Source organism: Kitasatospora sp. NPDC004289 (assembly GCF_053602875.1).
Map to the genome: position 1 here is coordinate 1 of NZ_JBSGEL010000011.1, position 23689 is coordinate 23689.

Consider the following 23689-nt stretch of genomic DNA (forward strand, 5'->3'; position numbering starts at 1 on the left):
GGCGTCGGCACCCACTACCTCGCCGACGACCTCTACGTCCACGACGTCAACGGCGACGCCACCAAGTGGTCCAACGGCATCCAGTTCCGGGTCTCCGGCACCGCCACCCCCACCAACTTCGACGACGTCCTGGTCCAGAACTCCCGCATCCAGCGGGTGGACCGCGAGGGCCTGACCAACCGCACCACCTGGATGTGCCGCCCCCAGTACGGCACCGGCGACGACTGCGGCACCAAGAACACCTGGCGGGCCAACACCCGCCTGATCTTCCGCGGCAACACCATCAGCGACACCGGCGGCGACGGCATCGTGCTGCGAGCCGCCTCCCGCGGGCTGGTCGAGCACAACACCGCCTACGACATCGCGATGCGGCCGATGGGCTCCAACGCCGGTATCTGGACCATCAATTCGGACGACAGTCTGATCCAGTTCAACGAGGTGCACCACGTCCGCCGCCTCTCCGACAACGGCGACGGCCAGGCCTTCGACTCCGACTACGGCAACAACCGGGCCGTCTTCCAGTTCAACCACAGCCACCACAACGCGGGCGGCTTCATGCTCTTCTGCGGCAGCTGCGGATCGGGCTCCAGCTCGACCGGCACGGTGGTGCGCTACAACCTGAGCCACCACGACGAGGACCGCTGGCTGACCGCCTCCGGCGAGGCCAGTGCCGACCTCTACCAGAACACCGTCTACCTCCCGGCCGGCTCCACCGCCGACCTCGTCCAGGACGGCTACGGCACCACCAAGGCCCGCTTCACCAACAACGTCTTCGTCAACCTCGGCTCCGGCGGCTTCGACGGCCTCGACAACAACGGCACCTACAACGCCGCCGACTTCACCTGGGCTGCCAACACCTTCCACGGCAACCACCCGGCCAACGAGCCCGCCGACCCCGAGAAGAAGACATCCGACCCACAGTTCGCCAACGCCGGCGGCACCACCCCGAACGACTACCGGCTCGCCACCACCTCCCCGGCCCGCGCCGCCGGAGCCCCGATCCCCACCCTGGGCACCCGGGACTACTTCGGCAACGCCCTCCCGCAGGTCTGCCGCACCGACCGCGGCTTCGCCCAGGAATCCGCCTTCGACGACACCGCCTGCACCCCGGTCAATCTGGTCCGCAACTCCGGCTTCGAGAACTCCGCCCTCAACCCCTGGACCAGCTACGGCGGCGTCACCGTCGACACCTCCGTCAGGCACGGCGGCAACCGCGCCGTGAAGGTCGGCCCGGCTCAGGCCGCCGCCGAGCAGATCGTCCAGGTCAAGCCCAACACCACCTACACGCTGGCCGGTTGGGGCCGGATCTCGGCGAGCGGCACCCAGCTCTCGCTCGGCGCCAAGCAGTACGACACGGCCGGCTCAAGCACCCGCACCCTGTTCACCGGCACCTCCTTCGCCAACGGCTCGACCAGCTTCACCACCGGCCCCGACGCCACCACCGCGAAGATCTACTGCTACGTCGGCACCGGCTCCGGCTTCGGCTGGTGCGACGACATCACCGTCCGCGCGAGCTGAGCCCCCGCCCCACCGCCCCCGGCGCCGGACCACCCCCACGGTCCGGCGCCGGGCCCTCGCCTACTCGGGCCGGGTGCCCGTCCGCAGGTCCTCGCGGGTGGCGCCGAGCTTGCGCAGCACCCGCGCCACGTGCTGCTCCACCGTCCGGGGGGAGAGGAAGAGGGCGGCGGCGATCTCCTTGTTGGTCGCGCCGTCGCCCAGCAGCCGGGCCACCTCCCGTTCTCTGGGGGAGAGTTCGCTGCCGTACCCGGCCCGGCCGCGCGAGGGCGGGCGTTCGCGGCCCAGGCCGCGGAGCAGGTGGTGGCAGCGTGCGGCGTCGGTGGTGGCGCCCAGGCGCTCGTGGAGCGCCAGCGCCTCGGTGAGCCGTTCGGCCGCGTCGGCGGGGCGCAGCGGGGAGAGCGCCCGGGCGGCCTGCTCGGTGGCGAGCGCCGCGTGGTAGGGCCGGCCGATCGCCGACCACTGGGCCCGCGCCCGGTCGAACTCCCGGGCGGCGTCCTCGGGTTGGAGCTCGGCGGCGAGCAGGCCGCGGCACAGGTGCTGCTCGGCCACCGCCCCGGGCGCGTCCATCCCGGCGGTCCCGGCGCGGTGATCCTCCGTCAGGCGCTCGGCGGCGCCGCGGTCGCCGCGGTGGAGGGCGATCTCGACCGCGGCCGGGACCAGGTCCAGCGCGTAGACCCACCCCTCCTTCCGGGGCAGCACGTCCAGGTAGTCGGTCACCGTCCGCCAGGCGGTGTCCGCGTCGCCCCGGGAGAGCTGGATCCGGGCCAGCCCGGCCGCCGCGCCCAGCGCGTTGACGTTCATCCGCGTGGTGTCCCGGGCCAGCACCCGGCCGAAGCGCTCGACGGCCCGGGTGACCCGGCCGCGGGCTGCGGCGGTGAGGCCCTCGACGGTGGCCAGCAGGTCGTCGACGGCCAGCGGCTCGTCCACGTAGTCCGCGAGGAAGGCCGCGTGCCGCTCCTCCCAGCCCTCCCACCCGCCGCCGAGCCAGGCGAGCAGCAGCTCGTAGGAGCGGCAGTGCACCAGCAGCGCGTGCGCGTGGTGGTGCCGGGAGAGCGCCACCGCCTCGGCGCACTGCTCCGCCGCGCGGGCGTCCTGGCCGAGGCAGATACCGATCTCGGCGGCGTTGGCCAGGGCGCGGGCGGTGTGCCGCACCACCTCCGGGTCCTCGTCCGCGCGGGGCAGCGCGGCCAGCAGGGCGGCCGTCTCGGGCCGGCCCTGTCCGGCCAGGACGGTGATCCGGTTGGCCCGCACCGAGGCGCGGGCGACCCGGTCGGGGCTGTCCGCGACGGTGGCCTCGGCCCGGTCCAGCCAGGCGCGCTGCTCGGCGGCGGAGAACCGGCTGGCCTCCCCCATCGCCAGCAGCGACATCGCGCGGGCCGCCTGCTCGGGCCGGTGACCCTCCAACTCCTCGACGGCGCGCTCCAGTTCGGCCTCGCCGCTCGGGTCGGCGGCCTGGTTGAGCAGCATCAGGCCGAGGTCGAGCCGGATCTCGCCGCGGGCCGCCACCGGCAGGCCCGGGCCGGCCACGATCCGGCGCAGGGTGGCGACGGTGCGGGTGTACTCGGTGGCGTCCCAGGCGATCCGGGCCAGCGCCAGCGCCGCCCGGGCGTGCAGCTCGGCGGGCAGCCTCGGCTCCTCCAGGACCTCGTGCAGCAGGGTGGCGGCGGTGCCCTGGTCGCCGACCGCCACCGCCTGGTCGGCGGCGGCCATCGCCTGCTCCAGCCAGGCCGCGGTGTCGCCGAGCGCCCGGGTGTGGTGGGCGATCTGCACCAGTGGCGGGGCGGGCTGCGCCCGGAGCACCTCCAGGGCCCGGCGGTGCAGGTGGACGCGGACCGGGCCGGGCAGGTTGTCGTACAGGGCCTGGCGGGCCAGGACGTGGGCGAAGCCGTAGGAGTCGGGCCCGTGCTCGCGTAGCACCGAGGCCGCGAGCGCGACCAGCAGGGCCTGGCCGGCCTCGTCCCGGTCCAGTCCGGCACAGGCGGCCAGCACCTCCTCGCCCGCCGGGACGGCGAGCACGGCCGCCGCGTTCACCACCGCCACCGCGGCCGGCGGCAGGCGGTCGGTGCGCTCCGCGAAGATCTCCCGCAGGCTCCGGGGGACGCCGAGCCGGGTCCCGGCCCGGTGGCCGCCGAGGGTGATCAGGTCCTCCTCGGCCACCAGCGGCAGCCCCTCGCTGCGCTGCGCCAGGGCGTGCAGCAGTGCCGGGGTCACCTGCTCGCCGAGCACCGAGCGGGCCATCGCCCGCAGGTCCTCGGCGCCCAGCCGCTGGAGCGAGATCTCCGCGCCGCTGGTGCCGGGCGGACGGCGGAACGCCGCCCCCAGCACCGGTCCGTGCGCGGGCAGGTCCTCGGCCCGGTAGGTGAGCACCAGCACGCTCTCGTCCGGCAGGTCGCGCCCGAGCAGCAGGAGCAGCTCCCGGGTGGCCTCGTCCGCCCACTGCATGTCCTCCACCACCAGGACCGCGGGCGCGACGGCCTCCAGCAGGGACCGCACCGCCCGGGCGACCAGGTGCCGGGAGACGACACCGCCCTGCTCCTGCGGCGGAGCGGGCGGCAACCGGTCCGCGAGGTCGGGCAGCAGGGCGGCCAGCACGCCGGCGGAGGCGCTCAGGGCCCGGTCCCCGGGCAGCCACCCGCGGGCGTCCCGCAGCGCGTCGACCACCGGTCCGAAGGGCAGCGGCTCGCGCAGCGGGTGGCAGGCGCCGGTGAGCACGCGCACCCCCTGGCCGCGCAGCTCGGCGGCCGCCTCGGCGACCAGGCGGGACTTCCCGATCCCGGCCTCGCCCTCCACCATCACCACCGCCGGGCGGGAGTTCGCGGCCCCGAGCAGGGCGGCCAGCTCACGCCGCCGTCCGACGAAGGCGGGGGCCCGCCGTGGGAATCCGCCGCTGCCCGGCTCGTCCTGCCTGCTCATCCGCCGTGCTCCACTCGAACCGTCACCGTCTCGTACCCGCGCCCGGTCCGCCGCTCCGCGCCGCCGGCCGCACCGCCCGGGGCGCCGCGCCGCCGGGTCCAACCTAGCGCCGCACGGCGCCCCGGGCCCGGTGGTGCTTCTGTGCGTTTCCATTGGCTCATGCACCACCTCCCACCCGAAGCCCCCGGACGGCCACGGTCGCGCAACGGGAGCGTCAATCGGTACGTGAAGCATCCAGGGCGCCCACCCGCACCGCTGCGGTCCGGCCCGCCGGAAGGGTGCCGGCGGGCGCGGCCCGCCGGCACCCGGCGCGTCAGTCGTGGACCCAGAACTCGATGGACAGGGGCGGGACGGTGACGGTGAGGGTGGTGCCGGTCTTGGCGCCGACGTTGAGCATGTTGGTGGAGGGGCCGTAGCGGTAGCCGCGGAAGGTGCCGGTGGTCTGGGTGTCGATGGTGAAGGTGTAGTTCGCGGTGCCGCGGTTGGTGACGACGAGGACGGGCTTGCCGGCGGGCGTCTTCCAGGCCATGATCCGCTGGTCGGGCCGGTAGGTGACGCCGCCCGGGGTCGTGGTTCCGTTCGCGTGGGTCGCGAGGCCGCCGTTGGCGGCGCTGGGGTGGGGCTCCTCGACGTGGTAGCGCACGGAGTCCCAGGGCATGAACCGCACGAAGCCGGCGAGGGCGTTCCAGTTGCGCGGGTTCCACGTCCAGTCGCCGGGCTGGAGGTTGGGGAAGCGGCTGTCGACGGGGGCGTTCGGGGGCCGCCAGGTGCCGAGGCCGTAGTTCTCGGACAGCGCGTCGGTGCTGGGCTTGAGGGCGTGCAGCCACCACCAGGTGGGGGCGTCCTGGAAGGTCATCCAGTTCATGACCGACTGGGCGGTGTTGAGGGTGTCCCGGTCGGTCACCGGGCCGTGGCCCCCCAGGTACTCGAACTCGTTGTTGAAGACGGGCCTGGAGGCGACACCGCTGCCGGTGTAGTTCTCGGTGATCTGGGTGTTGCTGTCCGAGCCGATCTTGTGCCAGGTCCAGGCGTCGATGTACTGCATCGAGGTGGCGTTGTTCTTGAGGACCGCGCCCCGGTTGTACCACCAGCCGCTGATGCTGGTCGCATGGATCTTCGCATCGGGGTGGTTCGCGCGGATCTTGGGGGCGATGATGTTGAACGCGTCTCGGTACTGCTCGTCGGTGTACTTGCAACTGCTGTACGCGGCGCCCTGGTTGGGCTCGTTCTGCAGGCTCCACCAGGAGACCTTCAGCCTCGGCGCCGAGCTCGGGGTCTCCCGGGAGTTCTCGATCAGGTAGTCCAGGTCGGCGACCATCGCGTCGCCCATGGCGGCGAGGTCGGCCGGGGCGAAGGAGGCCAGGGTCGCGTTCTTCGCCGAGCCTCCCCCGAGCTGCCCGTTGCTCTTCCAGTAGGGGGCGGGCGACCAGTACTCGACGCCGAGGCCCTCGATGCCCGCGTCCTGGACCATGGTGGCCAGCTTCCTGGTCTGGTCCGGGTAGCGGTCCTGGAAGCGCTTGCCGTCGGCGGTGACGCCGCGGTGGTAGAGGCCCATGGCGAGGCGGCAGTAGCGGAAGCCGCGGTCGCTGCGGCCGCCCTTGAGCATCTCGTTGACGAAGCGGGTGTAGGCGGCGGCGGTCAGGTCGAGGGGGACGCCGCTGACCAGGCCGTCGTCGGTGGGGCCGTCGTTGGAGCCGATGGAGTCGGACTGGATCTCGAAGCCGAGGCCGAGGATCGTCTGCCGCTTCGCCCCGCTGTCGCCGAAGGCGATGACGTAGCCGCCGCCGGTGTTGTCGTCGACGGCGTGCGCACGGGTGGCGGTGAGGATCTGCGGCAGGGAGGCGGCGGCGCCGGCGATGGCGGCGCCGCGCAGGACGGAACGGCGGCTCATGCCGTGCGGCTCGGGTCTGGTCATGGCTCTTCCTCCGTGGGGGACTGCGGAAGCGATGGCGCGAAACATATGCGATATACGAAATTAACGCCAGGGGTACCGTCGATCCTCCGGGATGCTGGCACAATCTTCGTATATCGAATACTGTCCCCTGCGCATGAAGCCCTTACCGCACCACGAGGACCCCTCCCCCGGCACCGGCGCCCTGCCGCCGCGCGCCTGGTACGCCCGGTCCGACGTGCACCGCCTGTCCCTCGACGGCCGCTGGCACTTCCGGCTCTCCCCCGAGGCCGACACCCACGACGAGTCCTTCGCCCGGCCGGGACACGACGCCTCCGGCTGGGACGAGATCACCGTGCCCGGCCACTGGGTGCTCCAGGGGCACGGTGCGCCCGTCTACACCAACACCCTCTTCCCCTTCCCCGTCGACCCGCCCCGGGTGCCCACCGAGAACCCCACCGGCGACCACCTGCGCTCCTTCGACCTGCCGGCCGGCTGGCCGGCCGACGGCGACGCGGTGATCCGTTTCGAGGGCGTGGAGTCCTGCGCCCGGGTCTGGCTCAACGGCCAGGTGCTCGGCGATTTCAAGGGCAGCCGCCTGCCGCACGAGTTCGCGGTCGGCCCCCTGCTGCGCCGCACCGGAAACGTGCTCGCCGTCCGCGTCCACCAGTGGTCGGCCGGGAGCTACCTGGAGGACCAGGACCAGTGGTGGCTGCCCGGCGTCTTCCGTGAGGTGACGCTCCTTCACCGCCCGGACGGCGCGGTCGGCGACTTCTCCGTGCACGCCTCCTACCACCACCTCACAGGAACCGGCACGCTGCGCGTCGACAGCGAGCCGCCGGGCCGGGTCACCGTTCCGGACCTGGGCCTCGACCTGGCCACCGGCGCGAGCGCCACCGTCCCGGTCGAAGCCTGGACGGCCGAGACGCCCCGCCTCTACGACGCCGAGTTGGCCACCGCCGGCGAACGGGTCCCGCTGCGGATCGGCTTCCGCACCGTGGCCGTCGAGGACGGGCTGCTCAAGGTCAACGGCCGGCGCGTCCTGTTCCGCGGAGTCAACCGCCACGAGTTCCACCCCGTCACCGGCCGCACCCTCGACCCGGAGACCATGCGCGCCGACCTGGTGCTGATGAAGCGTCACAACGTCAACGCCGTCCGCACCAGCCACTACCCCCCGCACCCGGCCTTCCTCGACCTCTGCGACGAGCTCGGCCTCTGGGTGGTCGACGAGTGCGACCTGGAGACCCACGGCTTCGAACCGCTCGGCTGGCAGGGCAACCCGGCCGACGACGACCGCTGGACCCCGGCCCTGCTCGACCGGGCCGCCCGCACCGTCGAACGTGACAAGAACCACCCCAGCGTGATCGTCTGGTCGCTCGGCAACGAGTCCGGCACCGGCCGCGGCCTCACCGCCATGGCCGAGTGGATCCGGCGCCGCGACCCGTCCAGGCCGCTGCACTACGAGGGCGACCAGACCTGCGCGGACACCGACCTCTACTCCCGGATGTACGCCGACCACGCCGAGGTCGAGCTGATCGGCCGCCGGGAGGACGGCGGCCCCGAGCGGCGGCGCCAACTCCCCTTCATCCTCTGCGAGTACGCCCACGCGATGGGCAACGGCCCGGGCGGGCTGGCCGAGTACCAGCGGCTGTTCGAGACCTACGAGCGCTGCCAGGGCGGCTTCGTCTGGGAGTGGATCGACCACGGCCTGGCCCACCCCGAGCACGGCTACGCCTACGGCGGCGACTTCGGCGAGGAGCTGCACGACGGCAACTTCGTCTGCGACGGCCTGCTCCTCCCGGACCGCACCCCCTCCCCCGCCCTGGCCGAGTACAAGAAGGTGGTCGAGCCGGTCCGGATCGGGCCGGGCGGTGCGCCCGGCACGGTCCGGGTGTCCAACCTGCACGACTTCGCCGACCTGTCGGCACTCACCTTCACCGCCGCCCATCAGGTCGACGGCGCCACCGTCGCGGAACACACGCTCGCCGTCCCCGCGCTCGGACCGGGCGAGGCCGCCGAACTCACGCTGCCGGAAGCCCCGTTCGCGGAGGGCGAGGCGGCCTGGACCGTCCTGGCGGTGCTGGCCGGCCACCAGCCGTGGGCACCGAAGGGCCACACCGTCGCCTGGGGCCGGATCCCCGTCCGGGCCCGGCCCGCGCTCGCACCCGTACGAGGAAGCGCACCCCGGTCCGGGAACGGCCGCATCCTGCTCGGCCCAGCCGAGTTCGACGCGCGCACCGGCGAGCTTCTCCGCCTCGGCGAGGTGCCGGTCCGGGGCCCAAGGCTGGACGTGTGGCGCGCCCCGACCGACAACGACCAGGGGCCGCAGTGGCGCCCCGAGGAGCAACTCGACCGCCAGTGGCGCCGGTTGGGGCTGCACCGGATGCGGCACCGGACCGACGCCGTCGAGCCGTCCGCCGAAGGCCTCACCGTGACGACCCGGGTGGCACCGGCCGCCACCGCCCTCGGCCTGCGCACCGTGCACCGCTGGAGCGCGGACGCCGACGCGGACCGGCTGCGCCTCACCGTCTCGGTCCACCCCGAGGGCAAGTGGACGGTCCCGCTGCCCCGGCTCGGCATCCGGCTCGGGCTCCCCGCCGGCTTCGGCGAGGCCCGCTGGTTCGGCGGCGGCCCCGGCGAGGCCTACCCGGACTCCCGGGCAGCCGCCCTGCCCGGCCGCTACGCGATGAGCGTGGACGCGATGCAGACCCCGTACGTCCGCCCGCAGGAGAACGGCGCCCGGGCCGACGTCCGCTGGGCCGAACTCACCGACGGCACGGCCACCCTGCGGATCGACGGCGAGCCCGAGTTCTGGTTCACCGCCCGCCGCTGGACCACCGAGCAGCTGGACCGGGCCCGCCACCTGCCGGACCTGGTCCCGGGTGACACCGTCCGGCTCCAGCTGGACCACGGGCAGCACGGCCTCGGCTCCGCCTCCTGCGGGCCGGGCGTGCTGCCCGGGTACCGGCTCGACGCCGCCCCGGCGGAGTTCTCCTTCGTGTTCTTCGTGACCGGGGGCTGAGCGGGCGTCAGCACAGCGGCCGAGGCGGTTCCCCGGACTCTCCGGGGAGCCGCCTCGGCCTCCGTACGTCGGCTACCTGCCCGCGCCCATGGTGAGCCCTTCGGTGAGGCGTCGGCCGAGCCAGGCGTAGAGGGCGATCATCGGCAGGACCGTGATCGAGACCCCGGCGAAGAGCGCGCCGAAGTCGGCTCCGGTGAACTGCTGCTGCTGGAAGTAGTTCAGCAGGGCCAGCGGCAGGGTGAACCTCTCGTTGGTCTGGACGAACATCAGCGCCAGCAGGGTCTCGTTCCAGATCCCCATCGCGTTCAGCAGGGTGGCCGTCACCAGGCCGCCGCGGGCCAGCGGCAGCATGATCCGCCAGAAGGTCATCGCGGCGGAGACCCCGTCCAGGGCGGCCGCCTCCTCCAACTCGGCCGGGAGGGAGGCGAAGAAGGAGGTCAGCAGGAAGACGGTGAACGGCAGCGAGGTCACCACGTAGAGCACGAAGAGCCCGAACAGGCTGTCGATCAGCCCGAGTTCGTTCATCAGCGCGTACAGCGGGAGCACCATCACCTGCACCGGGATGCCGAGCCCGAGCACGAAGTACAGGCTGATCCCGTGGGAGACCCGGCCCGGCCGCCGCCCCAGCACGTACGCGGCCGGGCCGGCCACCGCCACCGTCACCGCCGAGGCGGTGACCACCAGCAGGGCGGAGTTGGCGAAGGCGGGGCCGAAGCCGCCGTCCCGCCAGGCCGTCGCCCAGTTCTCGAAGTGCGGGCGGCCCGGCAGCGCCCAGGGGTGCTCCAGGACGTCCCGGCTGCTCTTGACCGAGCTGAGCAGCAGGTGGGCGAAGGCGAAGAAGCAGAAACCGGTGAACAGCCAGACGGCGGCGGTTCCCGGCAGCCGCAGGAGCACCGCGGCCGTGCGGCCTCGGCGGGTGGTCATCGTGGGTACCTCTTTTCCGTGGACCGAGGGGTCGTCAGAACTGCAGCGCCTCGCGCCGCATCAGCCGCCGCAGGACCGCCACCAGCACCGCGACGAAGGCCAGCGTGGTCACGGCGGACGCGGAGGCGTAGCCGAACTGGTTGAGCGGGGTGAGCCCGCCGACGGTCTCGCCGTAGACGAACAGCGCGTTGTTCCACTGGTACGTCGGGGGCAGACCGCCCTGGCTGCCGCTGAAGGCGAGCAGGAACTCGAAGATCTTGACCGAGGTGATGGTCCACAGCACGGCGGCGGCGCCGGTGACGTCCCAGGACATCGGCAGGGTGACGTGGCGGAACCGCTGCCAGGCGTTGGCCCCGTCCAGCCGGGCGGCCTCGTAGTAGGAGTCGGGGATCCGGTCGACGCCCGCCATCAGGATGGTCACGTAGTAGCCGGTGTTGATCCAGACCAGGGCGAGCAGCACGGCGTTCATGGTCCAGCTCGGCCGCAGCCAGTCGACCGGGTCGGCCCGCACCCCCTCCAGCGCCTGGTTCACCAGGCCGTCGAGGCTGAGCAGGGAGCCCCAGAAGATCGCCAGCACCACGGAGGACACGATGTGCGGCAGGAAGATCACGCCCCGGATCAGCCGGCGGCCGCGCAGCTCGCGCAGCACCAGCAGGAAGCCGAAGCTGAGCAGGAAGACGACCGCGCCGACCCCGAACACGATCTTCAGCGTGTTGCCGAAGGCCGAGCCGAACGCCGGGTCGCGCAGCAGCTGGGTGTAGTTCCGGAGGCCGACCCACCGTGGGGAGTTGACGCCGTCCCAGTCGGTGAGGCTGGTGTACACCGAGTAGAGGCTCGGCCCGGTGAACAGGGCGGTGTACAGCGCCAGGGCCGGCGCCGTGAACGGTACGGAGATCCGTCCGCGGCGCCGCTCCAGCGGTGAGCGGGCGCTCACGGGTTGGCCTTCCAGAAGTCCACCGAGGCCTGCCTGGTCTGCGCCACGAACTCGTCCGCCGTGGTGACGCCCTGGATGAAGCGGACCACGTTCGGGGTGTAGGCCTTGGTGGCCCAGGCGGCGTAGTCGACGAACAGGCGGGCCTGGTCCGGGTAGACCTCGTTCCCGTCGATCGCCTCGGCGACGGCGGCCAGCTCCACGGGCGCCGGGATGTCGGTGCGCGGGGTGATGGTCAGGGCCTGGGTCGCCAGCCCCGACAGCCGTTCCTTGTTCATGAAGTAGGCGATGAACTGCCGGGCCTCGGCGGAGTGCTTTGCGCTCTTGGGGACGGCGAACCCGAAGAAGTTGACGCCGACGGCGGTGTTCCCGCCGTCGATCGCCGGGAGTTGGAAGTTGCCGTAGGTGAAGCCGGCGGGGACGTTGGGGCGGCTCTCGCCGGGCACCCAGGTGCCGTTGAGGTAGAGGGCGGCCTTGCCCTGGGCCCAGTTGGTCTGGCCCTGGGTGCCCTGGGTGGATTCGTAGCCCTTGATGAAGTGGTTCTTCCGCAGGTGCTCGACCTTGGCCGCGGCGGCCCGGACCTTCGGGTCGTCCCAGGCCGCGCCGGTGCGGTCGGCCGCCAGGGCGCGCACGCCCTCGGTGCCGAGCTGGCGCTGCAGGGTGAGCAGGGTCCAGTAGGGGTCGTTGCTGGGCAGGGCGATCGGGGCGGTCCCGGTGGCCTTGATGGTGTCGAGCACGGTGAGCAGTTGCTCCCAGGTCTTCGGCGGGGAGGCGGCCAGCTCCGGGTGGGCGGTGGCGTCGAACCAGACGCCCTCGGTGGCGACCGCGTACGGAACCATGAAGGGCCTGCCGGCCCGGTCCTCGAGGTAGGCCCGGTACTTGGCCGGGATCACCTCGCCGACGGTTCTCTCCTCGCCCGGGATCCTGGCCGCGTAGACCGGAGTGAGGTCGGCGCTCTGCTCGGCGGCGACCAGGGCGCCGAGCGCGTTGACCGAGTTGTCCACCAGGTCGGCGGCGGCGCCGCTCTTCAGGCTGGGTGTGATCTTCTGGATCACCTGGCGGCCCTGCCACTGGATGGTGACCTTGGTGCCGGTCTCCCTGGTGAACTGCTCGGCCGCCGCCTGGATCACCTTGGCCTGCGGCTCGTTCTGGTTCCACATCGACCAGTAGGTGAAGGAGGAGCCCTCGTCGGAGCCACCGCAGGCGCTCAGGGCGCTGACGGCGAGTGCGGCGGCGAGGAGCAGGCGGAGCGGACGGGTGGTCATCGGCGGTGTCCCGTTCTCGGAAGGGTGGGTGGGATGCGGGGCAGACCCCAGCGGTGGTCGTCCGGACAGTCGACCGGAGCCACCGTCAGGTCCGGGTGGTCGCCGGCCGCGGTGATCAGGCACTCGGCGCCGGCCGGCAGGTCGATCTCCACCAGGCCGTCGGGGCGCACCGCCCAGGCGGTCGGTCCGGCACGGCCCGCCAGGGGGCGGACCTCGGCGGGCCCGGCGAGCCGACCCGGATCGACCAGGCACGGCTCGCCGGCTCCGCTGCGGACGCGGATCCAGCGGGTGGTGCCGTCCCGGCGCACCGCGCTGACCCGGAAGGCGCCCTCGGCGACCAGGTCGTGCACGGTGACGTCGGCCCAGGCGCGCGGGACGGCGGGCAGGACGCGCAGCACGCCGCCCCAGCTCTGCAGCAGCAGGTCGAGCAGGCTCTGGGCGCCGGAGAGCGGGGTCTCGATCACCGGGCCGGTCTCGGCGTACATGGTGTTCGGCCGGACGTGGTCGTCCAGCAGTTCGTCGAGGCGCTCCAGCGCGGCGTCGCCCTCGCCGAGCAGGGCGTGCATGGTGGCGGCGCCGGTGGAGCTGTAGCCGCGCAGTGCGCCGGTGAGTCCGAGCCAGTGGTCCATGCTGCGGCGCAGCAGGTCCCGGTTCTCCGGCTCGGTGAGGTCGAGTTGGTGCAGCGGGTGGAACCAGAGCAGGTGGGAGTAGTGCCGGTGGGAGTCGGCCAGCCGGAGGTCGCGGCCGATCAGCAGGCCCTCCTGGGGGTGCTGCGGCGGGGCGGCGAGGTGGTCGAGCACGTCCTGCCAGGTCGGGGCCAGCGGATCCCCGGTGCCCAGTCGGGCGTCCTCCTCCAGCAGCGTCCGGCAGCCCCAACTCAGCAGCGCCAGGTCGTAGTTGCAGTCGGCCGCGGTCGCGTACTCCGGGGAGTGGGTGGGCGGCAGGTGGAGGGTGCCGTGCTCGTCCTCGGTGAGGAAGTGCAGGTGGTAGGTGACGGCCTTGCGCAGCAGCGGGAGGACGGTGTCGCGCAGGTACGGCCGGTCCATGGTGTGGCGCTGGGCGAGCCGGGCGGTGTGCAGGGCCCAGAGCAGGTTGCCGGTCTCCGGGAGCGGCTCGTCCCGGCCCGGGACACCGGCCTCCTCGCTGCGCAGGTCCTCCTGACTGGAGCGGCCGATGGCGAGGGAGTCGGCGCGGTAGGGCTCGGGGGTGGAGGCCAGCAGGCCGGGGGTGCCGTGCTCCAAGGCGGTGCGCAGGGAGTCGAGTTCGGGGTGGCCGCTGGCGTTCAGCAGCCAGTACTCCAGCTGCACGTTGAGGTTCCACCAGACGGCGGGCCACGGGGTGGGTTCCAGCCAGGGGCCGTGGGTGGCGAGCAGCGGCCGGTCGGCCCGGGTCGCGCTGGCGAGCTTGTAGAGCTGGATCCAGTAGAAGCCCTGGAGCCGGGCGTCGGGGACGGAGACGAAGCTGGCCGGGTAGTAGGCGTGCCACCAGGCGCGGTGAGTCTCCGTCAGCCGCCCGCCGCCGGTGCGGTCCGCCGTGGCCAGGGTGGCCCGCGCGGTCCGTCCGGCGGAGCGGTCGGCGGGGCTGTGGGCGACGGTGCAGTGCAGGGTGGTGGTGCCGTCCGGTTCGTCCCGGGCCCGCCAGCGGGTCTCGGTCCGGCCGCCGCAGGCGAGGTCCTGGACGCAGCGCCCGTCGGTGAGCACGGGCGGCGGGTTGTCCAGCAGCTCCGCCGGACGCTGCTCGGGGTGGAAGTCCTGGCGGGGCGGGACGGCCGGGGCCGGGGTGAACTCCCAGGAGATCTCCTCCGTCCCGGCCAGCGGGCGGCAGCGCACCACCAGCAGGTCGAGGTCGGCGTGCACGTAGGCGCTGAGGGCGACGGTGCCGCGGGTGGTGGTGAGGGTGCCGGTGAGTTCGGCGTCCAGCAGGGAGAGCCGCAGGTCCACGTCGGTGAGGGCGCCGGCGGTGCGCAGGGTCAGGTGGCCGACCGGCAGCCGGGTGCCGCCCCAGAGCGGGCCGCCGGCCTCCTGGTGGTCGCGGACCCGGCTGTCGCCGAGCACGAAGCGCAGCCGGGTCCCGTCCTCGGGTCGGCGGACGGAGGCGGCGAGGCCGCCGTTGCCGAGGAACGGGCCGTCGTAGAAACCGGTCGGTATCCGTTGCCAGACCGGATCGAGCCCGCCGAGGAACTGCCGCCAGTCCGCAGGGCCGGGCGTGCTGGGCGTGCTGGGCGCGCTGGGCGGGGCGGTGGTCATCGGCCCAGCCACCCTCCGTCGACGGGCAGCAGGGTGCCGTGGACGTAGTCGGAGGCCGCCGAGGCGAGGAAGACCGCCGCGCCGCCGAGGTCCGCGGGCTCCGCCCAGCGGCCGGCCGGGATGCGGTCGAGGATCGCCGCGCTGCGGGCCGGGTCCTCCCGCAGGGCGCGGGTGTTGTCGGTGGCGACGTAGCCGGGCACGATCGCGTTCACGTTGACGCCGTGCGCGGCCCACTCGTTGGCGAGGGCGCGGGTGAGCCCGGCGATGCCGGACTTGGCGGCGGCGTAGCCGGGGACGGTGATGCCGCCCTGGTGGCTGAGCAGCGAGGCGATGAAGACGATCTTGCCGGAGCCGCGGGCGAGCATCCGCCGCCCGAGCTCGCGGCTGAGGACGAACTGGCTGCTCAGGTCGACGGCCAGCACGCGGTCCCAGTCGGCGTCGGTGTGCTCGGCGGCCGGGGCCCGGACGATCGTCCCGGCGTTGTTCACCAGGATGTCCACCGGCCGCTCCAGATCGGCGAGTTCGGCGGCGAGCGCGGCCACCGCAGCCCGGTCGGCGAAGTCGGCGCGCAGGGTGCGGCACTGCCGGCCGAGCGCGCCGACCCGCAGGGCGACCTCGCTTCCGGCGGGCTCCACCCGGGCGCTGACGGCGATGATGTCGGCGCCCGCGGCGGCCAGCGCCTCGGCGATGGCCAGGCCGATCCCCCGACTGGCGCCGGTGACCACCGCCAGGTGTCCGCTCAGGTCGAAGCGCCCGAGGTGCTGACGGGTCGTCACCGTTCCTCACCCGCCGGGCCGGTGGCGCGGCAGTCGACCAGGACCTTCATCACTCCGCCACCGGAGTCGAGGGCCGCGAAGGCCTCGGGCGCCCGGCCCAGGGGCTCGATCGTGGAGATCAGACGGTCGGCGGGCACCCGGCCCCCGGCGAGCAGCCGGACGGCCTCCTCGAAGTCGGCGCGGTCGTAGAGCCGGGCGCCCAGCAGGGTGAGCTCGCGCAGGAAGAAGCGGTGCAGGTCGACTGAGCGGGGTTCGGGGTGGATGGCCACCAGGACCAGCCGGCCGCGGACCGCCAGGCAGCGCACGGCGGACGCCAGTCCCTGGGCGGCGCCGGAGACTTCGAAGGCGACGGCGGCACCGGCACCGGCGGTCCGGTCCTCGACGACGGCGCCGACCTCGACCGCCGCCGGATCGGCGCAGGCGAGGCCCAGGCCTTCGGCTACGGCGCGCCGGTCGGCGTCCGGCTCGACCAGCAGCACCTCTGCCCCGGCCTCGCGGGCGAGCACGGCGATCAGGACGCCGATCGGGCCGCCGCCGATGACGACGGCGTGCTCGCCGGTCCGCAGCGCCGCCCGGCGCACGTCGTGCACGGCGACGGCGGTGGGCTCGGCCAGTGCGGCGTGCTCCGGCGGCAGGCCGTCCGGGAGCCGGACCAGCAGCTCCGCCGGGACGGTCCAACTGCTCTGCATGGCACCGGCGGAATCGAGGCCGAGGAAGTCCAGCCGGTGGCAGAGGTGCCGGTGTCCGTCCCGGCAGGCCGGGCAGTCGAGGCAGGAGCGGACCGGCAGCACGGTGACCTGCTCGCCGGCCGCCCAGCCGGTGACGCCGTCCCCGAGCTCGGCGATCCGGCCGGACATCTCGTGGCCGAGGACGGCGGGCGGGGTGACCCGGCCGTCCATGGCGCCGTGCAGGACGTGCAGGTCGGTGCCGCAGATGCCGGTGTACGCGACGTCGAGGCGGACCTGTCCGGCGGCGGGCGGGCGGGCGGCGGCGGGCCGGACCAGGACCGTCCGGTCGCCGGTGTAGAGGGCTTGGTGCATCGGAGCTCCAGTGGTGGTGACGGATCGTCAGGCAGTGGTGCCCGCGGGCCGGTAGACGCGCAGGGCGTTGCCGCCGAGGACGGCGTGCGCCTGGGCGGGCGGGAGGGCGGAGAGCTCGCCGCGGACCAGGTCGAGCCAGTCGCGGTAGCGGACGGCGAGGGTGAGCACCGGCCAGTCGCCGCCGTAGAGGCAGCGCTCCGGGCCGAAGAGCTCCAGCGCGGTGCGCAGGTACGGGCGCAGCAGTCCGGGTGCGGCCCGGCCGGGCGGGGCCTCGGTGGCGAGCCCGGAGAGCTTGCAGAGCACGTTGGGCCGGGCCGCCAGACGGCGCAGGGCCCGCTGCCAGCTCCCGCCGTCCGAGGGCCCGGGGCGGGGCTTGCCGAGGTGGTCCAGGACGATGACGGTCTGCGGGCAGGCCGCCGCCAACGCGTCCAGTTCGCCGAGCTGGTGCTCGCGCACGCAGGCGTCGAACGGCAGCCCGGCCGGGCCGAGCAGGGCGATCCCGTCGCGCAGTCCGGCGGTGAACCCGGCGGGTTCGTCCTGGAGCAGGCGGCGCACGCCCACCACGAAGGGGTCGGCCGCGAGGCGGTGCACCCGGGCGGCGAGGCCGTGCGGCAGCTCCAGGGACAGGTGCGCGACCATACCGAGGATCTCCGGACGGCGGGCGGCCGCCGCCCGGACCCAGGCGGTCTCGGCCCCGGCCTGTCCGGCCCGGCGGCCCGCCTCCACCACGATCGCCCGGACCGGCTCGCCCGCCGCCGAGGCGAAGTCCTCCGGCAGGGCCGTGGCGGGCAGCCCGGTGGCGGCGAGCCAGGGGTAGGCGAAGCGGCCGGTGTCCCAGAGGTGCACGTGCGCGTCCACGAGCCCGGGCGTCACGGCCGGGCCTCCGGCGCGGCCCCCCAGTCCTGGTCGCGGACCGGGGCGAGGTGGTCCAGCACCAGGGAGAGCAGGTCCTCGTCGACCGGATCCGTCAACCACCGGACGTTGCGCCGCACTTCCTCGGCGCTGCGGGCACCGACCACGGTGGTGGCGGCGCCGGGCGCCCGGACGGAGAACTGCAGGGCGAGCTTGGCGAGGTCACCACCGGCGGCCGCGCAGAGCTCGGCGGCCTCCGCGCAGCGGGCCAGCAGCCCGGACGGGCCGGGGTGCCAGGGCGGCGGTCCCGGCCGGGTCAGCGCGCCCATGGCGAGCGGCGAGGCGTTGAGCACTCCGGCTCCGAGGGCTTCGAACCGGGGCGTCCAGTCCGCCAGCCGGCGGTCGAGCAGGGTGTACCGGCCGTACGAGAGCACGGTGTCGACCGGGGCCCGCCCCGCCAGGTCGGCGAGCACGGACAGCGGGTACCCGGTGATGCCGACGTGGCGGACCAGCCCCTCCCGCTGGAGCCGGCGCAGCGCGGGCAGCGTCTCCCGGACGAGCTGCTCCGGCCGGCCGAACTCGACGTCGTGGCACTGGACCAGGTCGAGGTGGTCGGTGCGCAGCCGGGCGAGGCTCTCGGTGACGCTGCGCCTGACCCGGTCTGCGCCGAAGTCGAAGTCGGCGGGACCGTAGCGGCCGACCTTGGTGGCCAGCAGGTAGCTGCCGCGGTCGACCCCGTGCAGGGCCCGGCCGAGCAGGGTCTCCGCCGCGGTGGCGCCGTAGTAGGGGGCGACGTCGAAGAGGGTGACGCCGAGGTCGAGGGCGGTGCGGACGGCGGCGATGCCGTCCCGTTCGTCGATGGCGCCGTAGACGGACCCCAACGGGGAAGCGCCGAAGGAGAGTTCGGGCACGGTCAGGTCGGTGGTGCCCAGTTTCCGGTGGTGCACGCTCGCTCCGGGTCAGCGCGGGGACGGTTGCCGGGCCCAGACCGGGCCCTCGGGGTAGCGGTGGTCGGCCACCGAGGTGGGGTGCATCCGGGCGCCGAGCCCGGGCAGGACGGGGGCCACGTAGCGGCCCCGGTCGATCCGGGCCGGCACGGTGAAGTGCTCGTGCAGGTGGTCGACGTACTCGATGACCCGGCCCTCGGTGCTGCCGCTGACGGCCACGTAGTCGAACATCGCCAGGTGCTGGACCATCTCGCACAGGCCGACGCCCCCGGCGTGCGGGCAGACCGGCACGCCGAACTTGGCGGCCAGCAGCAGGATCGCGACGTTCTCGGTGATCCCGGCGACCCGGCTGGCGTCCAGCTGCAGGACGTCGATCGCGCCGGCCTGGAGGAGCTGCTTGAACATCACCTGGTTGTGGCAGTGCTCGCCGGTGGCGACCTTCACCGGCGCGACGGCGGCGCGGATCCGGGCGTGGCCGAGGATGTCGTCGGGCGAGGTCGGTTCCTCGATCCAGTAGGGCGCGAACCCGGCCAGCGCGGCCGTCCGTTCGACCGCCTCTCCGACGCCCCAGGCCTGGTTGGCGTCGATCGCGATCCGCACGTCCGGGCCGACGGCCCGCCGGGCCAGGGCCAGCCGCCGCCGGTCCTCGGCCGGTTCCGCGCCGACCTTGAGCTTGATCTGGGTGAAGCCCTCGGCCACCGCCTCCCGGCAGAGCCGGACCAGCTTCTCGTCGTCGTGGCCGAGCCAGCCGGGGGTGGTGGTGTAGGCCGGGTACCCGTGGGCGAGCAACTCCCGCTGCCTGGCGGCCCGTCCGGGCTCGGCGCGGCGCAGGATCTCCAGCGCCTCCTCCGGGGTGAGCGCGTCCCGCAGGTAGCGGAAGTCCACCAGGGCGACCAGTTCCTCGGGGCTCATCCCGGCCAGCAGCTGCCAGACCGGCCGGCCGGCCCGGCGGGCGTACAGGTCCCAGACCGCGTTGACGATCGCGGCGGCGGCCATGTGGATGACGCCCTTCTCCGGCCCCAGCCAGCGGAGTTGGCCGTCGCCGGTGAGGCGGCCGGAGAGGCCGCCGAGGTCGGCGAGGGTGGCCTCCACCGGCAGCCCGGCCACCAGCGGGGCCAGCGCGCGGACGGCGGCGACCACCACCTCGTTGCCGCGGCCGACGGTGAAGGCGAGGCCGTGGCCCTCCTCGCCCTCGTCGGTGCGCACGGTCACGTAGGCGGCGGAGTAGTCCGGCTCCGGGTTGAGCGCGTCGGAGCCGTCGAGCGTTCGGGAGGTCGGGAAGCGGACGTCCGCCACCTCGATCCCGGTGATGCGGTTCATCGGACATCGCCCTTTCGAAGCGTCAGGCAGCCTGTGCGGCAGAGGAGTTCGACCGGACGGAGAACAGGCCGGGACATGGGATGTACTCTTGGGCAGCGGTCCGCGGCTGTCCAGGTATCCGGCCTTCTGGCGGCGGGAACCCGCCAATCCCCACGTCATTGATGGGATGTCTGCCACGGTGACGAGCGCGACCACCCAGGAGCCCCGGATGTCACTGACCGACATGGCCATCGCCAGGATCCGGGAGCTGATCCGCTCCGGCGCGCTGCCACCCGGCGCGAAGCTGCCGCCCGAGCAGCAGCTGGCCGCGGACCTCGGCCTGTCCCGCAACCTGCTGCGGGAGGCCGTCAAGGCCCTGGCCGTGTCACGGGTGCTGGAGATCCGGCGCGGCGACGGCACCTACGTGACCAGCCTGGCCCCCGGCGTGCTGCTGGAGAACCTCGCCGGAGCGGTCGAACTGCTCGGCGGAGAGACGCTGTTGGAGCTCCTGGAGACCCGTCGCCTGCTCGAACCCGCCGCCACCGCACTGGCCGCCACCCGGATCGGCGAGGACGCCCTCGCGGAGCTGGCGGCCCACCTCACCGCGATGCGGGAGTCACGCGAGGACCCGGAGCGGCTCAACCTGCACGACGCCGCGTTCCACCGCACGGTCACCGCCGCCACCGGAAACGAGACCCTGACCACCGTGCTGGAGGGCATCTCGGGCCGGACGCTGCGGGCCCGGATCTGGCGCGGCCTGGTCGACGACCACGCCGCCGACCAGGCGGTCGCCGAGCACGAGGCCATCCTGCGCGCCCTGGCCGCCCGGGACGCCCCGCTGGCCCGGGCGGCCGCCCTGATGCACGTCGCGGCCACCGAGGACTGGCTGCGCGCGCACCTGCGTTCGGGCGCGGGTGACGGCAACTGACCGCGCGTCACCCCTGGCCAAACTTTCGTATATCTCATACGGTCACTGCCCATGACCGGTTCACCCCACCCCGCCGGCCGCCGGGCCGTCCTGCGCGGCCTGCTCGCCGCCGGCGCCACAGCGGCCCTCCCACCCCTCCTGTCCCCCGCCCCCGCGCACGCGGCGGCCTCCTCCGGCCGCTACGCGATCCGCTTCGACCTGGCACCGCGTCAGACCATCAAGGGCCTGGGCTTCGAGCTCCAGTCCGACTCGATCGGCTCCTCCAACGACGGACTGCCCGAGCTGGTCAGCGGCGTGCCGCACGACCTGGTCCCGAGCGAGCGCAGCCGCTTCCACCAGCAGATGCTCAAGGTCCGCGCGGACCGCGGATTCCGGTACTGCCGGCTGGCGTTGGGGCTCTACCACCGGGGCCTCGACGCCTCCGGCGAGCGCTTCACCGACCGCTACGAGGGCCAGACCGCCCTGCTCGCGGAGCTGATCCGCGAGTCCGGCGTGGAGGGCGTGGCCGCCGAGTACTGGTCCCCCGCCCCCACCTGGAAGAGCAACGACAGCCTCATCGGCGGCACCCTCGCCCCGGACACCGATCTGGACGCGATGGGCGACGCCATGGTCGCCGACCTGCGGTACCTGTCGGACCGCGGCGTCCCCGTCCTGCACTGGGGCCTCCAGAACGAGCCCGGCGTCTCGACCCGCTACCCCTCCTGCACCTACGACGCAGCCCGGTACCTCGCCGCCTTCAAGGCCGTCGCCCCGAAGGTCCGCGCCGCGTACCCCGACGTGACGATCCACGCCGACAGCCAGCACGGCTGGCAGGGCGAGCGCGGCCGGGCGATCCTGGCCGACCCCGAGGCCCTGCGGTACGTGGACGCCTGGACCTTCCACCGCATCGGGGCCGACAGCAACCAGCAGCTGACCGGCGACTTCACCTCGGGGGCCGCCGGGCGGCCGGTCTTCAGCAACGAGTTCGAGTACCTGGAGCGGCAGGGCCCGATGTCCGACTGGCGCACCGTCAACACCGCCCAGTCGATCATGAACTGGATGACCTTCCAGAACTCCCCCACCTGGTTCTGGCTGCACGCCCTGAAGCCCACCACCAACGCGGAGGCCGAGAACTACGCACTCGGCTTCTGGCGCCCCCCGCACGACACCGACTTCTCCCGCTTCCCGCACATCGCGCCGGGCCACTGGGACTTCAACCCCCGCAACTGGAACGCCGTCGCGGGCTTCGTGAAGTACCTGCCCTGGGACTCCGTCCGCCACCACGTCGACGAGCCGCTGCACACCGACGGCAGCCCCTACACCGGCCAGCGGATCATGGCCTGGCGCACCCCGCAGGGCAAGCCCGTCCTCGCCGTCACCAACCGGGACGACACCCCGTACACCTACACCGTCGACACCCGGACCGCCGCCACCTTCCACGGCCACCGCTACGGCCCCGCCACCCACAACCGGACCCTCGCCGCCAAGGCCGGCCCGACCCTGGAGTTCACCGTCCCGGGCAAGTCGATCGAGTTCTGGGTCCGCGCCTGAGCCGGGCCGGGAGCCCCGTCGTCGACGGGGCTCCCGGTGACGGGGGGGGGTCAGGGCGTGCGGACCCAGAACTCCACGGACAGCGGCGGGACGGTGATGGCGAGCGTGGGACCGGTCTTCGCGGCCAGGACCTGGTTGTGGGTGGCGGGGCCGTAGCGGTGGCCCTCGAAGGAGGCGGCGGTCTGGGTGTCGACGTTGTAGGTCCAGGACCGGCTGGAGGAGCGGTTGGTGACCGCGAAGACCTGCTTGCCCTGGGGGGTCTTCCAGGCCATGATCCGGTGCTCCAGGTAGGCGCTGCCGTCCTCGTGGACGGGCTCCTCCACGTGGTGGCGCACGGAGTCCCACGGCATGTAGCGGACGAAGCCCGAGACGGCGTTCCAGTTCTCCGGGTTGCAGTCCCAGTGGCCGGCCTTGATGTTCTGGTAGCGGCTGAAGTCGGTGTCGTGCGGGGGCCGCCAGAAGCCCAGCGAGTAGCCCTTGGACTCCGAGTTGGTGGTGGGCTTCAGGGCGTGCAGCCAGAACCAGGTGGGGGAGTTCTGGAAGGTCATCCAGTTCATGATCGAGTGAGCGGTGTTGAGGGTGCGGTTGAACGAGTCGGTCGCGTGCAGGTACTCGAACTCGTTGTTGAAGACCGGCCGGCCGAGAGCACCTGACGTGTAGTCACCCGTGACCTGCTCGTCGGCGTACTTCCCGACCCGGTGGTAGGTCCACGCGTCGACGTGGCGCAGGGCCTGCTGATCGGCGATGAGCGCCTTGCCGCGCTCGCCGCTCCAGCCGCCACGACTGTCGGCGTGGATCATCACGTCCGGGTACTTGGCGCGGATCTTCGGCGCGACCGCCTTGAACGCCGCCAGGTACTGCGGGGCGTCGTAGAAGCAGGAGGAGTAGGCCGTGTACGCGTCGGGCTCGTTCTGCAGGCCCCACATGCTGATCGGGATGCCGCGGGCCGCTAGGAAGTCGAGGTCGGCGACCATCGCCTCGCCCATCGCGTCCAGGTCCGCCGGGGCGAAGGAGGCCAGCCCGTAGGGCTTGCCGTCCGGGGACTTGCCGACCAGGGCGTTGTTCACCTTCCAGGCCGGCGCCGGGGACCAGTACTCGGCGGCGACGCCCTCGATGCCGGCCTCGCGGATCATCTCCGCGAGCAGCGCGGTCTGCCCCTCGTACCGGTCGGTGAACCGCTTGCCGTCGGCGGTCACGCCGCGGTGGTAGAGACCGAGCGCGAGACGGCAGTAGCGGAAGCCCCGGTCCGAGCGGATCTTCAGCATCTGCTGGTAGAAGCGGGTGCGCTCACTGGGCGTCAGGTCGTACGGCACGCCGCTGACCAGGTCGGGCATGCCGTTGTTGCCCGAGCCGATCGAGTCGGACTGGATCTCGAAGCCCAGGCCCTTGATGGTCTGCCGCGCACCGTTGTCGAAGCGGATCGTGTAGTCGCCCGAGTCCAACCCCGCCGCGCGGGCGGCCGAGTGGTGGAGGACCTGGGAGAGGGCCGCCGCCGCACCGCCGACGGCGGCGCCGCGGAGCAGGGATCTGCGGCTGGGTCCGCGCTGGTCACTGGGGGACATGGTCGTTCTCCTTGGGTGGTGGGAGAGTTGAGTGAGGAAAAGGTA

Annotated in this window: 16 protein-coding genes; 4 read left to right on the top strand and 12 right to left on the bottom strand. The window is 73.4% G+C overall.

What is annotated here, in order from left to right; all coding sequences use genetic code 11:
- A partial coding sequence (locus tag ACWEPF_RS09945) for a carbohydrate binding domain-containing protein (protein ID WP_452172181.1) occupies positions 1–1518 on the top strand: 1518 nt, incomplete at its 5' end.
- Between the two features lie 60 nt (positions 1519–1578).
- On the opposite strand, the gene ACWEPF_RS09950 is transcribed toward ACWEPF_RS09945, so the two are convergent.
- The gene (locus ACWEPF_RS09950; RefSeq protein ID WP_452172182.1) at positions 1579–4431 is read right to left on the bottom strand and encodes an ATP-binding protein; all 2853 of its coding nucleotides are present in this window, start codon (positions 4429–4431) and stop codon (positions 1579–1581) included.
- Between the two features lie 313 nt (positions 4432–4744).
- Positions 4745–6346, bottom strand: coding sequence for a hypothetical protein (locus ACWEPF_RS09955; RefSeq protein ID WP_452172183.1), 1602 nt, complete (start codon positions 6344–6346; stop codon positions 4745–4747).
- 133 nt (positions 6347–6479) lie between these two features.
- On the opposite strand from ACWEPF_RS09955, the gene ACWEPF_RS09960 reads away from it, so the two are divergent.
- Positions 6480–9344: a glycoside hydrolase family 2 TIM barrel-domain containing protein gene (locus ACWEPF_RS09960; protein WP_452172184.1), complete on the top strand. Its 2865-nt coding sequence runs from the start codon at positions 6480–6482 to the stop codon at positions 9342–9344.
- A gap of 72 nt (positions 9345–9416) precedes the next feature.
- Here the strand turns inward: ACWEPF_RS09960 and ACWEPF_RS09965 are convergent, their stop codons facing one another.
- The 9 genes from ACWEPF_RS09965 to ACWEPF_RS10005 are packed head-to-tail and all read right to left on the bottom strand — an operon-like array spanning position 9417 to position 19645.
- Positions 9417–10268 (bottom strand): carbohydrate ABC transporter permease, encoded by an 852-nt coding sequence (locus ACWEPF_RS09965; protein ID WP_452172185.1) that lies wholly within the window; start codon positions 10266–10268, stop codon positions 9417–9419.
- A gap of 34 nt (positions 10269–10302) precedes the next feature.
- Positions 10303–11202, bottom strand: a complete 900-nt coding sequence (locus ACWEPF_RS09970; protein ID WP_452172186.1) for a carbohydrate ABC transporter permease — start codon at positions 11200–11202, stop codon at positions 10303–10305.
- Complete coding sequence (locus ACWEPF_RS09975; RefSeq protein WP_452172187.1) at positions 11199–12464, bottom strand: ABC transporter substrate-binding protein; 1266 nt, start codon at positions 12462–12464, stop codon at positions 11199–11201. Before ACWEPF_RS09975 ends, ACWEPF_RS09970 begins: the two co-directional genes overlap by 4 nt.
- Positions 12461–14710: a glycosyl hydrolase family 95 catalytic domain-containing protein gene (locus ACWEPF_RS09980; protein WP_452172188.1), complete on the bottom strand. Its 2250-nt coding sequence runs from the start codon at positions 14708–14710 to the stop codon at positions 12461–12463. The genes ACWEPF_RS09975 and ACWEPF_RS09980 overlap by 4 nt, the downstream gene beginning before the upstream one ends.
- Positions 14707–15486 (bottom strand): SDR family oxidoreductase, encoded by a 780-nt coding sequence (locus ACWEPF_RS09985; RefSeq protein ID WP_452172189.1) that lies wholly within the window; start codon positions 15484–15486, stop codon positions 14707–14709. Before ACWEPF_RS09985 ends, ACWEPF_RS09980 begins: the two co-directional genes overlap by 4 nt.
- Positions 15483–16526: a zinc-dependent alcohol dehydrogenase gene (locus ACWEPF_RS09990; protein ID WP_452172190.1), complete on the bottom strand. Its 1044-nt coding sequence runs from the start codon at positions 16524–16526 to the stop codon at positions 15483–15485. The genes ACWEPF_RS09985 and ACWEPF_RS09990 overlap by 4 nt, the downstream gene beginning before the upstream one ends.
- A 27-nt stretch (positions 16527–16553) precedes the next feature.
- A complete protein-coding gene (locus ACWEPF_RS09995; RefSeq protein ID WP_452172191.1) occupies positions 16554–17399 on the bottom strand; it encodes an amidohydrolase family protein in 846 nt (281 codons plus the stop codon).
- Positions 17396–18325, bottom strand: coding sequence for an aldo/keto reductase (locus ACWEPF_RS10000; RefSeq protein ID WP_452172192.1), 930 nt, complete (start codon positions 18323–18325; stop codon positions 17396–17398). Before ACWEPF_RS10000 ends, ACWEPF_RS09995 begins: the two co-directional genes overlap by 4 nt.
- A 12-nt stretch (positions 18326–18337) precedes the next feature.
- Positions 18338–19645: an enolase C-terminal domain-like protein gene (locus ACWEPF_RS10005; protein WP_452172193.1), complete on the bottom strand. Its 1308-nt coding sequence runs from the start codon at positions 19643–19645 to the stop codon at positions 18338–18340.
- Between the two features lie 208 nt (positions 19646–19853).
- On the opposite strand from ACWEPF_RS10005, the gene ACWEPF_RS10010 reads away from it, so the two are divergent.
- Positions 19854–20552, top strand: a complete 699-nt coding sequence (locus tag ACWEPF_RS10010) for a FadR/GntR family transcriptional regulator (RefSeq protein WP_452172194.1) — start codon at positions 19854–19856, stop codon at positions 20550–20552.
- Between the two features lie 51 nt (positions 20553–20603).
- Positions 20604–22082 carry a hypothetical protein gene (locus tag ACWEPF_RS10015; RefSeq protein ID WP_452172195.1) on the top strand — a complete coding sequence of 493 codons (1479 nt, stop codon included), beginning with the start codon at positions 20604–20606 and terminating at the stop codon, positions 22080–22082.
- Between the two features lie 50 nt (positions 22083–22132).
- Here ACWEPF_RS10015 and ACWEPF_RS10020 read toward each other — a convergent pair whose 3' ends face one another.
- On the bottom strand, positions 22133–23644 hold the full coding sequence (locus ACWEPF_RS10020; RefSeq protein ID WP_452172196.1) for a twin-arginine translocation signal domain-containing protein: 1512 nt from the start codon (positions 23642–23644) through the stop codon (positions 22133–22135).
- Between the last annotated feature and the right edge of the window lie 45 nt (positions 23645–23689).